Here is a 17,409-nt window from a genome sequence, read left to right as displayed (position 1 = left end):
ACGCGTCCCGCCCGACGCGCTTCGCCCGAACGCGTTCCTCCCCTCCGCCGCTCCGCCGCTCCCCCGTTCGCCCCGTTCGTCCCGGCCGCCCCGTCCGTCGCTCCCGTCCGTTCCCCGCTGCCCCTCCTGCTGCTCCCCGGCCGGACTCCTCGCCTCGCCCCGCCTGGACCAGATCGATGGAGAGCGCTCTCCGTCAGTGCTATAAAAGCGCTCATGACGGATGATCCGCGCTCGGCCGGAGCGCCCACCCTGGAGGACGTGGCGCGGGCGGCCGGCGTCTCGCGCGCCACCGTCTCCCGGGTCGTCAACGGGGTGCGCAATGTGGACCCGGCGATCCAGGAGGCCGTGCGTCAGGCGGTCTCCGTGACGGGCTACACCCCCAACCGGGCGGCCAGGTCCCTGGTGACCCGACGGGCGGACGCCATCGCCCTGGTGGTGTCGGGCGCGGGCGTCGAGCCGGAGGCTGCCCGGCGGGACGCCGGCACCGGGGCGCCCGGGGGCGGGGGCGGGCCCGGTTTCCGGTCCGGAACCCGGGCCTCCGGGAAGGACGAGGACAGCCACGGGAGTTCGGGCTCGTTCACCGCGCAGGTGTTCGCCGACCCGTTCTTCGGCCGGGTGGTGACCGGGGTGGTCGACTACCTGCGTCCGCGCGGGATGCACCCGGTGCTGATGTTCGCGGAGACCTCACGGGCCCGCGAGGAGGTGGTGGCGTACCTGCGACAGGGCAGTGCGGACGGGGCCCTGGTCGTCTCGACGCACGCCGAGGACCCGCTGCCGGGGCTGATCGCGGACGCCGGCCTGGCGGCCGTCCTGTACGCGCGCCCGGCGCGGCCGGTCCCGGTGAGCTATGTCGACCTGGCGCACCAGGACGGCGCGCGGCTGGCGGCCGAGCATCTCCTGGGCCGGGGCTGCCGCCGGATCGCGACGATCAGCGGCCCGCTGGACGTGCCGGCGGGCCACGCCCGCCTGACGGGTTTCCGGGACACCCTGGCACGCCACGGGCACCCGTACATCCCCGTCGTCGAGGGCCGGTTCACCCAGGAGAGCGGCGAGACGGCCATGGTGCGGCTGCTCACGGACCATCCGGACCTGGATGGAGTCTTCGCCGCCAACGATCTGATGGCCCTGGGGGCCTGCCACGTCCTGCGGGAGCACGGCCGCTCGGTTCCGGGGAACGTGGCGGTGGTGGGCTTCGACGACAGCAGCGCGGCCCTGGCCTGCCGCCCGCCGCTGACCACGGTCCGTCAGCCGGTGGAGGGGATGGCCGCCGAGATGACGCGCCTCCTGCTGGACCGACTGGCCCGGCCGGACGCTCCGGTGACCTCCGTGATCTTCGAACCGGAGCTGGTGGTACGGGGCTCGGCCTGATCCGGGCGGAGCCCCGGGGCCCGGCGGGCGGAGGTGCGCGGACATGGGCGAGGATGCCCGTATGACCTCACCCCCGACCGGGCCCCGTCTCCGGGTCGCCGCCTATGTGATCCGGCGTCACCCCTGCCCGGCCCTGCTGGTGTTCGATCATGCGGACTGTCCCGAGGCCGGCACCCAGGTGCCCGCGGGCGGCGTCGCGCCGGGAGAGGATCCGGAGCGGGCCGTCCTGCGTGAGGTCGCCGAGGAGACCGGGCTGACCGGGGCCCGCGTCGTCCGGCGGATCACGGTGGACGAGCGACCCCACCCGGAGACCGGGCAGCCCCGGCGGACCACCTTCCTCCTGCTCGACGCCCCTTCGGACGGGCCGCCGGCGTGGGAGCACCGGGTCCGCGGCGACGGGTCCGACGCGGGGATGCGGTTCGCCTGCCGGTTCGCTCCGCTTCCCCTGAAGCACCCGCTGGCCGACGCCCAGGACGCCTGGCTGGGCCTGGTGGACCCGCGCTGGATGGCCTCGGGCCGTGCGGCCGGAAGCCCCGGCCCCGCGCGGGACCCGGCCCGCTGAGGCGCGGCAGCGACGCCGCCCGCGGGCCGGGCGACACGTTGGCCGACCCGCGCGGGGGGACGCGCCGCGCGGACATCCCGCGCTCAGCCCATCGGGGTGCGGTGGCGTTCCCGGACCGCCTGGACGGGCGTACGGGGCGGCGCCCCGGAGTCGCCCGGCCCGGGGCGGCTGCCGCCCCGGGTGAGGAAGTCGGCGAGCGGGAGCGTCGCGGCGCCCACGGTGACCGCGTCCGGGCCGAGGCGGCCCATCTCGATGGTGGTGCGGGCCGCCGCGTGGCGCAGGGCGTACTCGTTCGCGTACCGGCGGATGTCGGGCAGCAGACGGGGGCCGACGAGCAGGCCCGCCCAGCCGCCGATGAGGATCCGCTCGGGCAGGAAGAGGTTGATCAGGTCGGCGAGGGCCGCGCCGAGGCATTCGGCCGTCTCGTCGAGCAGCGAGAGCGCCACCGGGTCCGGGGCGGGGCCGCCGCCTCCCGGGTAGGCGGCGGCGAGCAGGGCGGCCAGCGCCGTCTCGTCGTCGGCGTCCTCGGGCAGCGGGCCGCCCGCCTCGCGCCAGCGCTCGCGCAGGGCTTCCGCGCCCGCGTACGCCTCCAGGCAGCCGATGGAGCCGCAGCGGCACCGGCGGCCGCGCAGCTGGACGGTGGTGTGGCCCCATTCGAGGGCGAGGCTCGTGCGGTCCTCGTCGAGGATGTCGCCGTGGTCGACGCAGGCGCCCACGCCCGAGCCGATGAGGGCGATGGCGGCGGCGCCCGCGCCCCGGCCGCCGCCGAACCACATCTCGGCCTGGCCGAGCGTCTTGGCGCCGTTGTCGATGAACAGCGGCACCTCGGGCGGCACGTCGACCGCTTCGCGCAGCAACTGCTCGAAGGGGACCGCGCGCCAGCCGATGGTCTGGCCGTGGACCACCGCGCTCCGGGAGCCGTCGGGCCCCTCGGGTCCGTCGCGCTCGATGATGCCGGGGACCCCGATGCCGATGCCGAGCAGCCGGCGCGGGTCGGCGCCCGCGTCGCGCAGCACGTCCGCCACGCCGGTGCGGACGTGGGCGACGATGCGGTCGACGTCGTAGCCGTGCTGGGCCAACAGCCTTTCGGTTCGGGCCAGTTCGGTCAGGGAGAGGTCGAACAGCTCGACGCGGACGCGGGTCTCGCCGATGTCGATGCCGACGAGCAGTCCGCCGTCCGGGGCGACGCGCAGCAGCGTACGGGGGCGACCGCCGTCCGAGTCGACGACGCCGGCCTCCTCCAGGAGTCCCTCGGCGGAGAGTTCCGCAACGACGTTACTGATGGAACCTGAACTCAGCCCCGTGACCGGTCCGAGCTCCTGGCGGCTCAGCGGGCCGTCGAAATACAACCGTTGCAATACCCTCGCTCGATTGCCCCTTCGCAGGTCACGCACGGTCCGTCTGTTGCGCTCGGCCATGTTGCTCCTTCCCGTCCAGGAACATACCCCGGTCCCAGGCCTTGACGCGACCTTCTCTCACCTCTTAAATCACGGCATAAATTAAGTCATGGAGGCCGTTCGGTTCCCGAACGCAGCCATCCCCGGAAAGGGGCCACCTCACATGCGTCATGTCAGAGCCGCAAGCGCCGCCACCCTCGCCCTCGCCATCGCCGTAGCCGCCACCGGCTGTGGCGGCGGGACCACCTCGGGCGGCAGCAACGAGTCGCCGAAGACCCTCACCTACTGGGCGTCCAACCAGGGCCCCAGCATCGAGGCCGACAAGGAGATCCTCACTCCCGAGCTGAAGAAGTTCGAGAAGGAGACCGGGATCAAGGTGAAGCTGGAGGTCGTGCCGTGGGCCGACCTGCTGAACCGGATCCTCGCCGCCACCAGCTCCGGCCAGGGCCCGGACGTGCTGAACATCGGCAACACCTGGTCGGCCTCGCTCCAGGCGACCGGCGCGCTCCTGCCGTGGGACGAGAAGAACTTCGAGGCGATCGGCGGCCGGGACCGCTTCGTCGACTCGGCGGTCGCCTCGGCAGGCAAGGAGGGCGAGCCGCCCGCCGCGGTGCCGCTGTACTCGCTGGCGTACGCCCTCTACTACAACAAGAAGATGTTCGCCGAGGCGGGCGTCGAGAAGCCCCCGGCCACCTGGGACGAGCTGGTCGCGGCGGGCAAGAAGATATCCAAGGACGGCAAGTGGGGGCTGGGCGCCGAGGGCGGCAACCTCTCCAACAACATCCACCAGACCTTCGTCCTGGGCAAGCAGCACGGCGCCGACTTCTTCGACGAGGACGGCAAGGCGACCTTCACCTCCGACGGTGCGGTCGCGGCGGTCAAGCAGTACATCGACCTCATGGCCAAGGACAAGATCATCGCTCCGGGCAACGCGGAGTACGCCCAGAACCAGTCGCTCACCGACTTCGCCCAGGGCAAGACGGCGATGGTGCTGTGGCAGGCCGCCGCCTCCACCTTCGCCGCCCAGGGCATGAAGCCCGAGGACTGGGGCGCGGCCCCGGTGCCGGTCCCCTCGGGCGCGCCGGGCGCGGGCAAGCAGACCAACTCCATGGTCGCGGGCATCAACATGGCCGTCTTCAAGAACACCAAGAACATCGACGGCGCGAAGAAGTTCGTGAAGTTCATGACGAGCGACGCCGAGCAGAAGCTGCTCAACAAGACCTACGGCTCGATCCCGCCGGTCAAGGCCGCCCAGGCCGACGAGGCCTTCGGCGCTCCCGACCTCAAGGTCCTGCGCGACACCCTCGCCACCAGCGCCGCCCCGCTCCCCCAGGTCCCGAACGAGTCGCAGTTCGAGACGGCCGTGGGCACCGCGGTCAAGGAGCTGTGGGCGGACGCCGCCGCCGGGCGCCCGGTGACCACCGATTCCGTCAAGGCGCGCCTGGAAAAGGCCCAGCAGACGATGCAGCAGTGAGGCCCTGATCCATGACCGCCACCGTCACCACGGACCCCGAGGTCGACAAGTCGACCGGCAAGGGTACGAGCCGGGGCACCGGGGGTGCGCGCAGGAGACTGCCGCGCATCCCCGACCGGATCCGCCAAGGCGGACTGCCCTATCTCCTGCTCCTGCCCGCCGTCCTGCTCGAACTCCTCATCCACATCATCCCGATGGTCATCGGGATCGTGATGAGCTTCCGGCAGCTCACACAGTTCTTCATCAGCAACTGGGGCGCGGCGCCCTGGATCGGCCTCGACAACTACAGCATCGCCGTCGACTTCGACGCGCCGATCGGTGAGGCCCTGCTCCACTCGTTCTTCGTGACCTGCGTCTTCACGTTCTTCTCGGTCGGGTTCGCCTGGCTGTTCGGCACCGCGGCGGCGATCCTCCTCCAGGAGAGCTTCCGGGGCCGGGGCATTCTGCGGGCGATCTTCCTCGTCCCGTACGCCCTGCCGGTCTACGCGGCCGTCATCACCTGGGCGTTCATGTTCCAGCGGGACAACGGGCTGGTCAACCACGTCCTGCACGACCAGCTCGGCATCACCGACGAGCCGTCGTTCTGGCTGATCGGTGACAACAGCATCTACGCCCTGATCATCGTCTCGGTGTGGAAGGGCTGGCCGTTCGCCTTCCTCATGCTGATGGCCGGGCTCCAGAACATCCCGCGCGAGCTGTACGAGGCCGCCTCGATCGACGGCGCCGGCATCTGGCAGCAGATCCGCCGGATCACGCTGCCCTCGCTGCGCCCGGTCAACCAGGTCCTGGTCCTCGTGCTCTTCCTGTGGACGTTCAACGACTTCAACACCCCGTACGTCCTGTTCGGGAAATCGGCCCCGGAGAGCGCGGACCTGATCTCGATCCACATCTACCAGTCGTCGTTCGTCACCTGGAACTTCGGCACCGGATCCGCGATGTCGGTCCTGCTGCTGCTCTTCCTGCTGGTCGTGACGGCCGTCTACCTGTTCCTCACCTCGCGTGGAAGGAAGGGCGCCGATGTCTAGCCTCACGCGGCCGACCCGCACCACCCGGTCGCGGGCCCGCTCGCCGATGGCCGCGCCGCAGTCCTTCCTCTGGACCCGCCGCATCGTCCTGACCCTGCTCGCCGGCTTCGTCCTGCTGCCCGTCTACGTGATGGTCAGCAGCTCGCTGAAGCCGCTCCAGGACGTGTCGGGGAAGTTCCAGTGGATCCCGTCCACGCTGACGATCCAGCCGTACTTCGACATCTGGGAGACCGTTCCGCTCGCCAAGTACTTCGTCAACTCGCTGATCGTGGCGGGCTCGGCGACGGTGCTGTCGGTGACGATCGCGGTGTTCTCCGCCTACGCGGTGAGCCGCTACCGGTTCCGGGGCAAGCGGGTCTTCACCGTCACGGTGCTGTCCACGCAGATGTTCCCGGGGATTCTCTTCCTGCTCCCGCTGTTCCTCATCTTCGTCAACATCGGCAACAGCACCGGCGTCGCGCTGTACGGCTCGCGCGGCGGGCTCATCCTCACCTACCTGACGTTCTCGCTGCCGTTCTCCATCTGGATGCTGATCGGGTACTTCGACTCCATCCCCCGGGACCTCGACGAAGCGGCCCTGGTCGACGGCTGCGGGCCCGTCCGCGCCCTCTTCCAGGTCGTCGTGCCGGCCGCCGTCCCGGGCATCGTGGCGGTGTCGGTGTACTCCTTCATGACGGCCTGGGGCGAGGTCCTCTTCGCCTCCGTCATGACGAACGACGCCACCCGGACCCTCTCCGTCGGCCTCCAGGGCTACGCCACGCAGAACGACGTGTACTGGAACCAGGTCATGGCCGCGTCCCTCGTCGTCAGCGTCCCGATCGTCGCCGGGTTCCTGCTCCTCCAGCGCTATCTGGTCGCCGGTCTCACCGCGGGAGCCGTGAAGTGACCCCCACCGGCGAGAGCCGTCCGTCGCCCCCGACCGAAAGGCAGCACGTGTCCGACCTCAACGCCCTCCCGGCGGACTTCACCTGGGGCGTCGCCACCGCCGCGTACCAGATCGAGGGAGCCGTGACCGAGGACGGCCGCTCCCCCTCGATCTGGGACACGTTCTCGCACACCCCCGGCACGATCGACAACGGCGACACGGGCGACGTGGCCTGCGACCACTACCACCGGGTCCCCGAGGACATCGGCCTGATCAAGCGGCTCGGCGCGGACGCCTACCGCTTCTCGATCGCCTGGCCGCGCGTCGTGCCCGGCGGCGACGGGCCGGTCAACAAGGCGGGCCTGGACTTCTACGACCGGCTCGTGGACGGCCTTCTGGAGGCCGGCGTCACCCCGTTCGCCACCCTCTACCACTGGGACCTTCCGCAGGCGCTCCAGGACCGGGGCGGCTGGACCGTACGGGAGACCTCGGAGCACTTCGCGGCGTACGCCTCCCACGTGGTGGAGCGCCTCGGCGACCGGGTCAAGGACTGGGCGACGCTCAACGAACCGCTGTGCTCGGCCTGGATCGGCCACCTGGAGGGCCGGATGGCGCCGGGTCTCACCGACCTGACCGCCGCCGTGCGGGCCTCCTACCACCTGCACCTGGGCCACGGTCTCGCCGTGCGGGCGATCCGGGCGGCCTCCTCGGACGCCCGGGTCGGCATCGTCAACAACCTCAGCCCGATCGAGCCCGCGAGCACGAGCGGGCCCGACCTCGCCGCGGCCCGCCGCGCCGACGGCCACATCAACCGCTGGTGGCTGGACCCGGTCCTCGGGCGCGGCTACCCGCAGGACATGGTGGAGCTGTACGGGGTCGAACTCCCGGTCCGGCCGGGCGACCTGGACACGATCGCCGCACCCCTCGACTGGCTGGGGCTCAACTACTACTTCCGGCAGATCGTCACCGCCGACCCCGACGGGCCGGCACCGCACGCCAAGCAGGTCTCCGTCCCCGGCGCCCGGCTCACCCACATGGACTGGGAGGTCCACGCGGAGGGCCTGGAGCGGCTGCTGCTGCGCCTGACCGAGGAGTACGGCGTCCAGCGGATCTACGTCACCGAGAACGGTTCGGCGTACGAGGACGCCGTCGCGGCGGACGGCTCGATCCACGACCCGGAGCGCGTCCGGTACTTGGAGGAGCATCTCGCCGCCTGCGCCCGCGCGGTCGGCAAGGGAGCCCCGCTGGCCGGGTACTTCGCCTGGTCGCTGATGGACAACTTCGAGTGGGCGTACGGCTACGACAAGCGGTTCGGGCTGGTCCACGTGGACTACGCGACCCAGCGCCGTACGGTCAAGACCAGCGGACGCCGGTACGCGGAACTGGTCCGGAAGCACGCGGAGCGGCGCGGCCGGGCGACCGTCTGACCCTCCTCCACCGGCTCCTGCCGGCCCCCTCCGGCCGTGGCGAATCCCTCGCCTCGGCCGGAGGGGTTTCGCGTCTCAGGACGGCATCAGGAGGGAGGGCATCAAGAGGGAGAGCATCAGGACAAGGGGGCGGACGCGTTCACCCTTCTTCTTCCAGGGTCTGACTCCGGTGGCCAGGGCGCGCCTTCGGCCCAGGTTCGGACCCCTGCACCCCGGGCGGCCTACACGAAGGCGGCGGTGGGAAGCGGAGCCTGGAAATCCTCCCAGGAGAGATGGATTCCGTGCTCGCTTTCGAGGAAGCGGAGAAAGGCAGCGTCGAGAAGCTCCTCGCCGGAGTATGCGAACCCCGGCACCCCTTGCGCGTCGGCGCCTGCCGAATGGCGCGCGCCGTGCTCGTAGTAGGCCAGGACCCGGCCGTCGACGGCATAGCCGATCTCGTGTTCGCCGTTCACACCGCGGAAGACGGTGTACGCGCGAGTGCCTTGCGACAGCGCCGGCAGGTGGGCAGGGGCACGGCTGGTGATGCTCTCCACCGCATAGGCCCAGCCGGGAACCGCGCCGGCGCGAACGAGCACCCCGGGATGCGAGAGGAACCCAGCCTCCGTCAGACGCGACACCAGGCCCTCGTCCTCCCAGTCGAGAAAGTCCAAGTCGCTCAGATGACCGTCCTCCGGCCGCATCTGGAGCTCGGCCACCACGTCATGGGACAACTCGTGGAGGTGATGCGGCTCCGCGCCCATCCGCACCAGCAGATCTCGCGGCCCGATGCCTTCGCACAGGGTGAAGGTGTAACCCAGGTCGTATGCGGTCGATATCCACCGCAACCCGTTCGCCACGTCCGCCCGTCCCTCCTCGCACCCGCCAACTCCGTCCGCGGAGTACTGCCGCGCACGGGCAAAGTTTGACCGTACGTGCTTCTCCCCCGTACGGGGGAGGTGGACGGCCCCGTAGGTTGAGGTGCGGCGAGGCCCCCGTGATGAGAATCGATCACATGCCGAGAGGGAAAGCACTACCCAATGTGCCGCGCTGGGCCGTCCTCGCCGCCTACGCTGTACCACTGGTCACTCTGCCGTCGGCGTTGTGGCGGATCGCCCTGGTGGCCGGGCTCCCGGTGGCCTCGGATGCCGTCCGTACCGGCTGGGGCGTGCTGTACGTCCTGACGCTGACGGCGGTCTCCGAGGCACTCGCCCTGCTGACGCTCGGTCTGGTGCAACCGTGGGGTGAGGTCGTGCCGCGCTGGATCCCTCTGATCGGCGGCCGTCCCGTGCGCCCGCTCGCGACGGTGATATCGGCACTGCTGGGTGCGGGCGTGCTCTTCCTCCTGAGCATCGTGGTCGGCATCACCCAGTCCCACAGCCTGGCTTCCGGCAGCCTCACGAACTCTGCGGCCCAGGAAGTTCTCCTCGTCGCCTGCTATGTACCGTCGCTGGCTTGGGCCCCGTTGCTGACGGTGTCGACGGTCGCGTACTACCGGCGCCGGACGGCCGCGTCTCCCCTGCCGGAGCGCGTGATCGAGCACCACTGAGGCGAAGCTTGCCAGGCAAACTTCCCGGGCCTGAGCGCGCACGCAGAAAGTGTCTTCCGTTGGACCGACAGAACCTTTCGACAAGGTTCATCTCCCCAGCTCGAAGGCACTTTTGCGCTAACGGCCAACATGGGGGCCCGCCCTGACTGAAACGTGGGGCCAGGGAGCATCCGCAAAGTATCGTCGTTCCGCCCGCGGGCCAGACGAGACTTTACGGACACGGCCTACCTAAGGGCCCACGGCCCCAGCATGTTCTTCATCGCGTCCGTCATCGCGAACTGCAGCAGCGGGCCGTAGGTGATCCGGCCGACACCGAGGCGGCGGAAGCGGTCGAGATCGTGCTTGACCGGATGCGCCGTGGAGTTCACCGGCACGGAGACGGCGGCCGTCACCGCCGCGAGCAGTTCGTCGTTGTCCTGGATGCGCACCGGGTAGACGCTGTCGGCGCCCGCCTGCTCCAGGGCCCGCAGTCGCTCGATCGCCTCGTCGAGAACGGCGGAGGCGTCCTCCGCGTGCAGGAACAGGTCGGTGCGCCCGTTGATCCAGACCTGGACTCCCGCCTCGTCGGCCGCCGCGCGCAGGCCGGCGATGTAGGCCGCGTGCTCCCGCGTGCTCCGTACGCGTCCTCCCTCCGAGTGAACGGTGTCCTCGATGTTGAGGCCGACGCCGCCGACCTCGATGAGACCGGCGACGAGATCCGCGGGCTGCTGCCCGTAGCCGGCCTCCAGGTCCACGGAGACGGGGACGTCGACCGCGGCGATGATCGGCCCGACGGCGGAGAGCACCTCCTCGAAGGTCTGCCCCTCCTGGTCCGCGGCCCCCCGGGAATCGGCGAGCGGATGGCTGCCGACCGTCAGCGCGGGGAACCCGGCGTCGGCCGCTGTCCGCGCCGACCAGACGTCCCAGACGGTCGGCAGGACGAGGGGCCTGTGCTCGGCGTGCAGTTGCTTGAGGCGTTGAGCGCGCTCAACGGTGGTATGAAGATCCATGCCGAGCACGCTACCTTCCGCGACGTGCCGACAGGGCGCGAACGCGAGCCCGTGGCGGTCACGGATGTCCGCGACCGCCACGGGCCCCCTCCAGGTCAGCCCCTTCACGGTGTACGGGGCGCCGTTCACGGTCAGCTGCCAGGCGCCCTGGGAGCCGGTCACCTTCACCACGCTGCCGGCGGCCTGCGCGGCGGGGACCTGAAGCGCGGCCGCCACGGCGGCCAGGAGCGCGGCGACGGCGAGGCGTGCGGTGGTACGGCCCCGGGCGCGGGCCGGTCGTCGGAACCGGGACATGATCATGGGGGATCATGGGGGGGAGGGGCCCCTCACGGGAGTGCGAGTGGGGGACGCAGGAAGAGTGAGGCCGGGGAGGCCGGACACGTCGGACGGAGCGTGGGTGGACACGCCGACTGGAGAGCGCTCTCCCTCATGAGCGCGGTACGCCCAGGAGGGAGGCGCGACGGGCAGGGTCAAGGCAGTTCGTAGTTCTCGTCCAGGACCGCGCCCCGACCCGGGTTGTTCTCGTCGTAGCCACGGGCGTTGCACTGGAGAGCACCGACGATGCAGTGGTCGACCAGGGCGTCGAGCGTGGCGTCGTCCCAGGCGTTGAAGAAGTCGTAGTGGAAGGAGTGGCCGGTGCCGCTGGCGAGTCTCACCTGCGACATGTCACCGTTGACCGGCCACGCCATCTTGAACTCGATCATCGGCAGGGCGACCGGGTGGCTCGTCGGGCAGACGTCCTGGTTGGCCCCCATCACGACCGGATAGGCCATGTGGGCCTGGTGGTCGGGGGTGTCCAGGTGCTTGCCGTCCCAGCAACTGGGCGCCTGCATGCGCAGGTTGAGCTGGGTGTCCCGGCTGGTCGGGCAGGCGGCCGGGAAGTCGTAGTTGTGGTAGCTCTCCCCGCACTCGTACCCCTCGACCATCCCGGGGTGGTCGCGGAACTCCTGGGCGGTCTGTGTCGGGCTGCCGACGACGAACCGCAGCCCCTTGGGGAAGGGCCGTACGGTGCGGTAGTCGGTGACTCCGGCCTTGTAGTAGATGGTCTGGGGCCCGACCGGGCGGATCTCCTCGTTCCCGTTGTAGAGGGTCGGCATCCAGTAGGCGGACAGGTCGCCGGGCGCGAGGCAGGCGGTCCCGCCCGCGCTCAGGGACGCGGTGGTGCTGTTCGCGTTCGTGGTGTCGTTGCCCATGAACGTGTGGTCGTGCGAGGCGCCGGCCCGGCCCGGGTAGACGATCGGGTCGTCCGGGGCGGTGTGGGTGACCGAGCAGTTGGCCTGGAACTCATGGAAGTAGCGGTGCGGCGGGATCTCGTCGGACGGCTCCACTCCTGTGACCGGCGGGTCGGCCGGTATGTAGCCGTCGCCGTCGGGGTCGTCCCCGAAGGCGACGGGCTTCGCCGGCGCCATCTTGTGGCCCTGCATGACGTGCGAGGCCGCCGCCGGCTTGCCGGTCGGGGGCGGAGCCGCCTCGGCGGCGGTCGCCCCGGCGTTCGTGATCGCGGCGAGCCCGAGCGCGACCAGCGCCAGGGCGGTCGCCACGATCAGGGCGGACACCAGGGTCGTTCTGCTGAGTCTTGTCACCATGGGGATACCTCCATGCCGCTCTTCATCCCTGCACATCGGGTGCACGGTGGGGGGAAAGGGTGAGCTGGACGGTGCAGCCGGGAAGAGCAGACTCTGGGAGAGCGCTCTCCAAGGCGGTGTCAGTGTTGCGCCGGTGTCGAGAGGGTGTCAATAGCTGGTGAACGATGCGCTGAGCAAGGACTGTTGGGCTTCGGGAAAACGCTCTCCCGGCAGACCAGCACACGGAAGCGGCCCCGCACACCGGCGGGGCCGCTCACAGTGCCTTCGCTGAGCCGACGGGATCCGGCGACCCCGGACCGCTCGCGGCCCGGCACCCTCACCCGTCGGCAGGAGCCGCTCCACCGGGGAGGACGGCGGGACGGCTCCCCCGGATCACGCGGTGTGCAGGGTCAGCCCGTACCGGTTGAGGATCTCGTTGACCGGCTGGTGCCAGGTCTCCCCGCCGCCGGAGCAGTTGCCCCAGCCGCCGGAGGTGACGCCCTGGGCCTGGTCGCCGCTGATGAACGAGCCGCCGGAGTCGCCTCCTTCGGCGCAGACGCTCGTCTTGGTCATCTGGTGCACGGCGCCCTGGCTGTAGTTGACGGTCTCGTTCTTGGCGAGGACCCTGCCGCAGTGCCAGCGCGTGGTGGAGCCGGAGCGGCAGATGGACGCGCCGATCGGCGCCTCGTTCGAGCCCCGGACCAGCTGGTCGGAGACGGTGCCCCAGCCGAGGACGACCGGCACGGTCCACCAGCCGTTGGCCACGTTCACCCAGGCGTAGTCGTTGCCGGGGAAGGACGAGCCCTGGAAGTTGCCGATGGCCGAGCCGTCCCAGCCGCGCACGGACTGGCCGGCGCCGCCACAGTGCCCGGCGGTGACGAAGCCGCCGTGGACGGAGAAGCCGATCGAGCAGCGGACGTTGCCCGTGTAGTACGGATCCCCTCCGACCGTTCCCGCGGCGAAGGTCCGCGGTGCTTCGGCGGTCGTCTCCACGGTCACCGGTCCGGCCTCGCGGGCCTTGGCGACGAAGGACCGGACATCGTTGTCACGCTGCTCGGACGCGACGACGTTCACGACGACGCTGCTGGTCGCCGGGTCGACGTGCCAGCTGCTCACGCCGGACGGGGCGGGCAGGGCGTCGATGCGGGCCTTCGCCGCGTCGAGCCGCTTCGCCGAGTGCTCGACGAGCCGGGCGTCGGCGCCGACGGCCCGTACGGCCTCGGCCTTCTCGGCGTTCGTGACGGCGACGACCAGCTTGCCGGTCCTCGCGTCGAACCAGGAGCCGCCGAAGGCGGAGCCCGCGGCGCGCTGCGCCGTCGGCTCCAGGGCGGTGGCCTCCTTCTCGTCGGCGAGCCTCGCGACGGCCTCGCCCTCGGCGAGGCCGAAGTCGCGCTGCATCGCGGTGAGCAGGGCCGCGGAAGCGGGGGCCTCCGCGGAGTCGGTGGGGGCGGCGGAGGCGGACGACGGGCCGGCGGCGGCCCAGGCACCGAGGAGCAGGAGTGCGGACAGACCGGTCCGCAGCACGGTTGCGTGTCTCAAGGGAGTGACCCTTCCTGTTGTTCCAGCGACGTGGGGTGGAACGGGAGGCGTCCGGGAGCGCATGGCGGTCGTGCGCTTGAGAGCGCTCTCAGATGCACCGTCCCGGACTGTAGCGGAGTTCGATAGTCAGGTCCATGCCAATGAAGGCGATGAGTCGGAAGAGGTGTGCGCGGACGCTGGGCACCGGGCACCGGGCACCGGGTTGAGTAGGCGTACTCATCCGGCCCGCAGGCACTCGTCCTACTGTCACAGGAACAGGGGACGGGGCCAGATGGAGGAGCTGATCATGACCGGATCACGCCGCAGACGCTGGAGAGCCGCGCTGACCGGCACGCTCGCGGGTTCGCTGGCCGTGCTGGTGGGCGCGTGCGGAGTGGTCGACACCGATGACGACCGGCGGGCGGCGGAGGAACTGGCTGAGAAGCACTTCCCGGGACAGCTCAAGGCGATCGGAGCACGCACGCTCTTCCCGGGGTCCGGCGGCTCGGAGGTCACGTTCGCGGTGACCGACGACCGCGACGCCGTGGTCCGGCTCCGCATCGACACGGACAGGGCGGACGACGGCACGTGCGACCGCAAGGACTGCGCGGGCGCCCTGGCCGAAGCCGTGAAGCGCGGGCGGCAGCAGGCCGAGGACTTCCGCACGCTCAGGGGCGCCTTCGACGCCTGCGGTTACGAGGTCGTCGCCCTGGGCCCGACCGGCCCCCGCCCTACGTCGTGGCCGAGCTGACGAACGCCACCGTCGCGAAGGTGCTCGGCGAGATCGGGGAGTGCGTCCAACGCTGGGTCACGGCGAGCGGGGCCGACAGCGCGTTGGCGAGGGCTCAGGGGTCGTACGTGAACGTGGTCTCCCCGTCCGTCGCCGACCGGCGTCCCCGGGGCGAGGAGTCGTGGCCCACCGTGATGCGGCTGACCCGGCAGGATCTCCTGGCCTCGCTCACCAAGCAGGCCTATTTCTCCGCGAGTTACGAGATCGTGGCCGGCCGGGTGGACACGACGGGCAGCGCCCGGGTCGTCCGCCCGTTCCGGGAACGCCAGAAGTTCGGCGACACCGTGCAGAACGCGGTGAAGGAGCAACTGCGCGCCACCTACCCCCGGGTGGTCATGAGCACCTACCAGTGGATCTGGCGGCTGGAGCCGGGCCGCGTCGACCGGCAGACCGGCTACGTGCTGTTCTGCCCCGAGCCGGACGCGCGCGGGCAGTGCGTCAACAGCGACGACGCGGCCCTGGTGACCACGGACGAGCACGGCGCTCCGGTGGGGAAGGTCCGGCTCGTGCACGACGTACGCGAGGGCACCGGAATGCTGAGACTGCCGCCGTACTGAGGACGGGGCGCGCCGGGAACCCCGGCCGTTCGCCCCCGGCGCGGGCGAGGGCGGTTCCCCGCGGGCGTCGCGGGGTGTGTCGTGGCATCGTGGCGCCATGACCATCGCAGTTCGCCCGGCCTCGGCGTTCGAAGATGTTCGCACCCTGGTCGGCCCGAAGTCTCCCGAGGCCAACGTCTGTTGGTGCCTGAGCTACCGGATTCCGTCCAAGCTCAACACCGAGCTCCGCGGTCCGGCGCGGGGTGAGTACGCCGCCGGGCTGTGCCGTGCCGAGCCTCCGCCGGGGGTGCTCGCCTACGACGGCGACGAGCCGGTGGGCTGGGCTGCCGTGGCGCCGCGCTCGGATACCTCCTTCGCCCGCAGCCGGAAGATCCCGCACGTCGACGACCTGCCGGTCTGGTCCCTGTGGTGCATCCGGGTTCGCCCCGGTCACCGCGGCAAGGGGATCTCGCACGAGCTGATCGCCGGTGCGGTCGGGTTCGCCCGTGCCCACGGCGCGCCGGCGGTCGAGGCGTATCCGCTCGACAGCGGTGACGCCAAGGTAGATCTGACGATGGCGTACCCCGGGATCCGGAAGAACTTCGAGCGCGCCGGGTTCACCCACGCCGCCGACACCACCTCGGTGCTGGCCGGCCATCCTCGCGTCCTGATGCGGCTCGACCTGCGCGGGTAGCGGCGATCGTCACCCCCGCGGCACCCACGGCCGAAGCTTCTCCGGGTTGCGGACCACCCAGATCCGGGCGACGCGGCCGTCGGTCACGTCGAACGAGGCCACGGTCAGGACGACGCCGCCCCGCAGGGCCACCAGGCCAGGCGCACCGTTCACCGACCGCTCCAGGAGTTCCAGCCCCGGGGCCCGGTCGGCGATGGCGACCATGTACGAGGCGATACGCGCGTCCCCTTCGATCGGGCGCAGGGCGGCACCGACCAGACCGCCGCCGTCGGCGGTCATCACGGCGGACGGGTCGAGGAGGTCGACGAGGGCCGCGATGTCCTTGTTCTCCCAGGCCTCCTTGACCCGCCGCACCACATCGGTCCGCGCGTCCGCCGCCACCGGAGTCCGGGCGTCGGACACCCTCCGCCGGGCGGAGGACGCGAGCTGCTTGCAGGCGGCGGGGGTCCGGCCGAGTACGTCGGCGATCTCCGCGAAGGGGTAGCGGAAGACGTCGTGCAGGACGAAGGAGACGCGCTCGGCGGGGGTCATCGTCTCCAGGACCACGAGGAAGGCCATGGTCACCGACTCGTCCAGGACCATCCGGTCCGCGAGGTCGGAGCCCCGGCCGCCGCCGCGCTCGACGGGGCCGGGCAGGGGATCGGGCAGCCACGCGCCGACGTAGCGTTCGCGCCGGACCCGCGCCGAGCCGAGCACGTCCAGGCAGATGCGACCGGTCACCGTGGTCAGCCAGGCGTCGGGGGACACGATCTCGTCCCGCCGGCTCGGCGGCAGCGCGTACCAGCGCGCGAAGGCCTCCTGCACGGCGTCCTCGGACTCGGCGAGCGATCCGAGCAACCGGTAGGCCACATTGATCAGTCGGCCGCGCTCACCGGCCGGCCTCTCCACCTCAGCCCTCGCCGCCCCCATGCTCCGGTCCCCTCGCCTTACCTTTCGCCGGCCCGTGTCGTCGGGTTGGTGAGACCTTATCGATCGACTGCCCACGGGCGGAAAAAGGGGCGTGGCATGGCCACTTGGATTCCGGCACGGCGCGCGTTCTCGTTCCTGCGGATCGCGATCGCCCTGCAGACTCTGACGATCTTCCTTCAAGCGGTCTCCTCCGGGCTGCTGATGACCTCGTCCTACGGGGAGACGCTGCACAGCGTCGGTGCGCGGGTGATGTACGGGGCGTCGATGCTGTACGTACTCGCGGCGGTTCTGGCCTGGAGGCCGGGTGGCGGCCCGCCTCGGCCGATCCTGTACGCGTCCGGCTTCCTGGTCCTGGCCTCGGTCCAGGTCGCGGTCGGTATCGCGCACCTCCCGTCGGTCCATCTCCCCCTGGGAGTGCTGATGTTCGGGCTGAGCCTGCTCGCCCTGGCCCGGCGCTGAGGTCCACCGCGACGGGGCACGAGTAGGGGTGGCAAGGACCGGAGTCGTCGACGGTGACGGTCACGCACCACCGGCAGGAGCTGTCGCCGGCGATCGGTCGCGCCCTGCTCCTGCGTGAGGGAGGCGCGTCCTCGCGGCGGGGGCGGTCGAGGACGTCCTCACGCAGGAGCGCATGACCGCCTGCTTCGGCCGCACCATCGAGGTGTCCCGGCACGCGGGCCGCTGGCCGGCCCACTCGGGCGGCTTGGGGTGGACGGGGTCCGTCCCGACCCCGTGCACGGGCGAGTCCGGCCCGGATCCGCGTCG

The 17,409-nt window shown here is 71.2% G+C and carries 17 protein-coding genes and 1 pseudogene; 12 read left to right on the top strand and 6 right to left on the bottom strand.

What is annotated here, in order from left to right; all coding sequences use genetic code 11:
* Positions 1–213 precede the first annotated feature (213 nt).
* A complete protein-coding gene (locus tag D581_RS0102585) occupies positions 214–1,368 on the top strand; it encodes a LacI family DNA-binding transcriptional regulator (protein WP_018955667.1) in 1,155 nt (384 codons plus the stop codon).
* A 61-nt stretch (positions 1,369–1,429) separates the two neighbouring features.
* Positions 1,430–1,930 carry an NUDIX domain-containing protein gene (locus D581_RS0102580; RefSeq protein ID WP_018955666.1) on the top strand — a complete coding sequence of 167 codons (501 nt, stop codon included), beginning with the start codon at positions 1,430–1,432 and terminating at the stop codon, positions 1,928–1,930.
* 83 nt (positions 1,931–2,013) lie between these two features.
* Here the strand turns inward: D581_RS0102580 and D581_RS0102575 are convergent, their stop codons facing one another.
* Positions 2,014–3,348 carry an ROK family transcriptional regulator gene (locus tag D581_RS0102575; protein ID WP_026290121.1) on the bottom strand — a complete coding sequence of 445 codons (1,335 nt, stop codon included), beginning with the start codon at positions 3,346–3,348 and terminating at the stop codon, positions 2,014–2,016.
* A gap of 142 nt (positions 3,349–3,490) precedes the next feature.
* Between D581_RS0102575 and D581_RS0102570 the strand changes: the two genes are divergently transcribed.
* Genes D581_RS0102570 through D581_RS0102555 form a run of 4 tightly spaced genes read left to right on the top strand, consistent with a single transcriptional unit; the run spans position 3,491 to position 8,118 of the window.
* Positions 3,491–4,801 (top strand): ABC transporter substrate-binding protein, encoded by a 1,311-nt coding sequence (locus D581_RS0102570; RefSeq protein WP_018955664.1) that lies wholly within the window; start codon positions 3,491–3,493, stop codon positions 4,799–4,801.
* An 11-nt stretch (positions 4,802–4,812) separates the two neighbouring features.
* Positions 4,813–5,826, top strand: a complete 1,014-nt coding sequence (locus tag D581_RS0102565) for a carbohydrate ABC transporter permease (RefSeq protein WP_018955663.1) — start codon at positions 4,813–4,815, stop codon at positions 5,824–5,826.
* Positions 5,819–6,712, top strand: coding sequence for a carbohydrate ABC transporter permease (locus D581_RS0102560; RefSeq protein WP_018955662.1), 894 nt, complete (start codon positions 5,819–5,821; stop codon positions 6,710–6,712). Before D581_RS0102565 ends, D581_RS0102560 begins: the two co-directional genes overlap by 8 nt.
* A gap of 47 nt (positions 6,713–6,759) precedes the next feature.
* Positions 6,760–8,118 (top strand): GH1 family beta-glucosidase, encoded by a 1,359-nt coding sequence (locus tag D581_RS0102555; RefSeq protein ID WP_026290120.1) that lies wholly within the window; start codon positions 6,760–6,762, stop codon positions 8,116–8,118.
* A gap of 221 nt (positions 8,119–8,339) precedes the next feature.
* On the opposite strand, the gene D581_RS0102550 is transcribed toward D581_RS0102555, so the two are convergent.
* Entirely contained in the window at positions 8,340–8,954 is a 615-nt protein-coding gene (locus D581_RS0102550) for a DUF6461 domain-containing protein (RefSeq protein WP_018955660.1), read from the bottom strand.
* A gap of 155 nt (positions 8,955–9,109) precedes the next feature.
* On the opposite strand from D581_RS0102550, the gene D581_RS0102545 reads away from it, so the two are divergent.
* Entirely contained in the window at positions 9,110–9,643 is a 534-nt protein-coding gene (locus tag D581_RS0102545) for a hypothetical protein (protein WP_026290119.1), read from the top strand.
* Between the two features lie 224 nt (positions 9,644–9,867).
* On the opposite strand, the gene D581_RS0102540 is transcribed toward D581_RS0102545, so the two are convergent.
* The 3 genes from D581_RS0102540 to D581_RS0102530 form a co-directional block, all read right to left on the bottom strand.
* Positions 9,868–10,632 (bottom strand): isocitrate lyase/PEP mutase family protein, encoded by a 765-nt coding sequence (locus D581_RS0102540; RefSeq protein ID WP_026290118.1) that lies wholly within the window; start codon positions 10,630–10,632, stop codon positions 9,868–9,870.
* A gap of 470 nt (positions 10,633–11,102) precedes the next feature.
* Positions 11,103–12,218 (bottom strand): DUF1996 domain-containing protein, encoded by a 1,116-nt coding sequence (locus tag D581_RS0102535; RefSeq protein WP_026290117.1) that lies wholly within the window; start codon positions 12,216–12,218, stop codon positions 11,103–11,105.
* Between the two features lie 372 nt (positions 12,219–12,590).
* On the bottom strand, positions 12,591–13,736 hold the full coding sequence (locus D581_RS0102530) for an alpha-lytic protease prodomain-containing protein (protein ID WP_026290116.1): 1,146 nt from the start codon (positions 13,734–13,736) through the stop codon (positions 12,591–12,593).
* A 286-nt stretch (positions 13,737–14,022) separates the two neighbouring features.
* Between D581_RS0102530 and D581_RS1000000141855 the strand changes: the two genes are divergently transcribed.
* The 3 genes from D581_RS1000000141855 to D581_RS0102520 all read left to right on the top strand — a co-directional run bounded on the left by D581_RS1000000141855 (position 14,023) and on the right by D581_RS0102520 (position 15,735).
* On the top strand, positions 14,023–14,466 hold the full coding sequence (locus D581_RS1000000141855) for a hypothetical protein (protein WP_486585783.1): 444 nt from the start codon (positions 14,023–14,025) through the stop codon (positions 14,464–14,466).
* Positions 14,454–15,062 carry an SCO7460 family lipoprotein gene (locus D581_RS1000000141850; protein WP_486585782.1) on the top strand — a complete coding sequence of 203 codons (609 nt, stop codon included), beginning with the start codon at positions 14,454–14,456 and terminating at the stop codon, positions 15,060–15,062. Before D581_RS1000000141855 ends, D581_RS1000000141850 begins: the two co-directional genes overlap by 13 nt.
* 97 nt (positions 15,063–15,159) lie before the next feature.
* Positions 15,160–15,735 (top strand): GNAT family N-acetyltransferase, encoded by a 576-nt coding sequence (locus tag D581_RS0102520; protein ID WP_018955655.1) that lies wholly within the window; start codon positions 15,160–15,162, stop codon positions 15,733–15,735.
* A 9-nt stretch (positions 15,736–15,744) separates the two neighbouring features.
* On the opposite strand, the gene sigJ is transcribed toward D581_RS0102520, so the two are convergent.
* Entirely contained in the window at positions 15,745–16,644 is a 900-nt protein-coding gene (gene sigJ, locus D581_RS0102515) for an RNA polymerase sigma factor SigJ (RefSeq protein ID WP_026290115.1), read from the bottom strand.
* A gap of 96 nt (positions 16,645–16,740) precedes the next feature.
* Here sigJ and D581_RS0102510 point away from each other — a divergent pair, with 96 nt between their 5' ends.
* Both D581_RS0102510 and D581_RS1000000141845 read left to right on the top strand, forming a co-directional pair.
* A complete protein-coding gene (locus D581_RS0102510; RefSeq protein WP_018955653.1) occupies positions 16,741–17,103 on the top strand; it encodes a hypothetical protein in 363 nt (120 codons plus the stop codon).
* Between the two features lie 38 nt (positions 17,104–17,141).
* Positions 17,142–17,347, top strand: a pseudogene (locus D581_RS1000000141845) (ABC transporter ATP-binding protein); the annotation flags it as partial.
* Positions 17,348–17,409 lie beyond the last annotated feature (62 nt).

It is taken from the genome of Streptomyces sp. CNB091, assembly GCF_000377965.1.
The sequence above is the reverse complement of the archived record's forward strand: the minus strand, read 5'-3'. Positions and strand labels throughout refer to the sequence as shown.

What these genes read in the sequence shown, in the direction of transcription:
- D581_RS0102575 (WP_026290121.1), bottom strand. Translation starts at nt 3,348, where the DNA reads ATGGCCGAGCGCAACAGACGGACCGTGCGTGACCTGCGAAGGGGCAAT.
- D581_RS0102570 (WP_018955664.1), top strand. Translation starts at nt 3,491, where the DNA reads ATGCGTCATGTCAGAGCCGCAAGCGCCGCCACCCTCGCCCTCGCCATC.
- D581_RS0102585 (WP_018955667.1), top strand. Translation starts at nt 214, where the DNA reads ATGACGGATGATCCGCGCTCGGCCGGAGCGCCCACCCTGGAGGACGTG.
- D581_RS0102520 (WP_018955655.1), top strand. Translation starts at nt 15,160, where the DNA reads ATGACCATCGCAGTTCGCCCGGCCTCGGCGTTCGAAGATGTTCGCACC.
- D581_RS0102535 (WP_026290117.1), bottom strand. Translation starts at nt 12,218, where the DNA reads ATGGTGACAAGACTCAGCAGAACGACCCTGGTGTCCGCCCTGATCGTG.
- D581_RS0102545 (WP_026290119.1), top strand. Translation starts at nt 9,110, where the DNA reads ATGCCGAGAGGGAAAGCACTACCCAATGTGCCGCGCTGGGCCGTCCTC.
- sigJ (WP_026290115.1), bottom strand. Translation starts at nt 16,644, where the DNA reads ATGGGGGCGGCGAGGGCTGAGGTGGAGAGGCCGGCCGGTGAGCGCGGC.
- D581_RS0102560 (WP_018955662.1), top strand. Translation starts at nt 5,819, where the DNA reads ATGTCTAGCCTCACGCGGCCGACCCGCACCACCCGGTCGCGGGCCCGC.
- D581_RS0102540 (WP_026290118.1), bottom strand. Translation starts at nt 10,632, where the DNA reads ATGGATCTTCATACCACCGTTGAGCGCGCTCAACGCCTCAAGCAACTG.
- D581_RS1000000141855 (WP_486585783.1), top strand. Translation starts at nt 14,023, where the DNA reads ATGACCGGATCACGCCGCAGACGCTGGAGAGCCGCGCTGACCGGCACG.
- D581_RS0102580 (WP_018955666.1), top strand. Translation starts at nt 1,430, where the DNA reads ATGACCTCACCCCCGACCGGGCCCCGTCTCCGGGTCGCCGCCTATGTG.
- D581_RS0102565 (WP_018955663.1), top strand. Translation starts at nt 4,813, where the DNA reads ATGACCGCCACCGTCACCACGGACCCCGAGGTCGACAAGTCGACCGGC.
- D581_RS0102510 (WP_018955653.1), top strand. Translation starts at nt 16,741, where the DNA reads ATGGCCACTTGGATTCCGGCACGGCGCGCGTTCTCGTTCCTGCGGATC.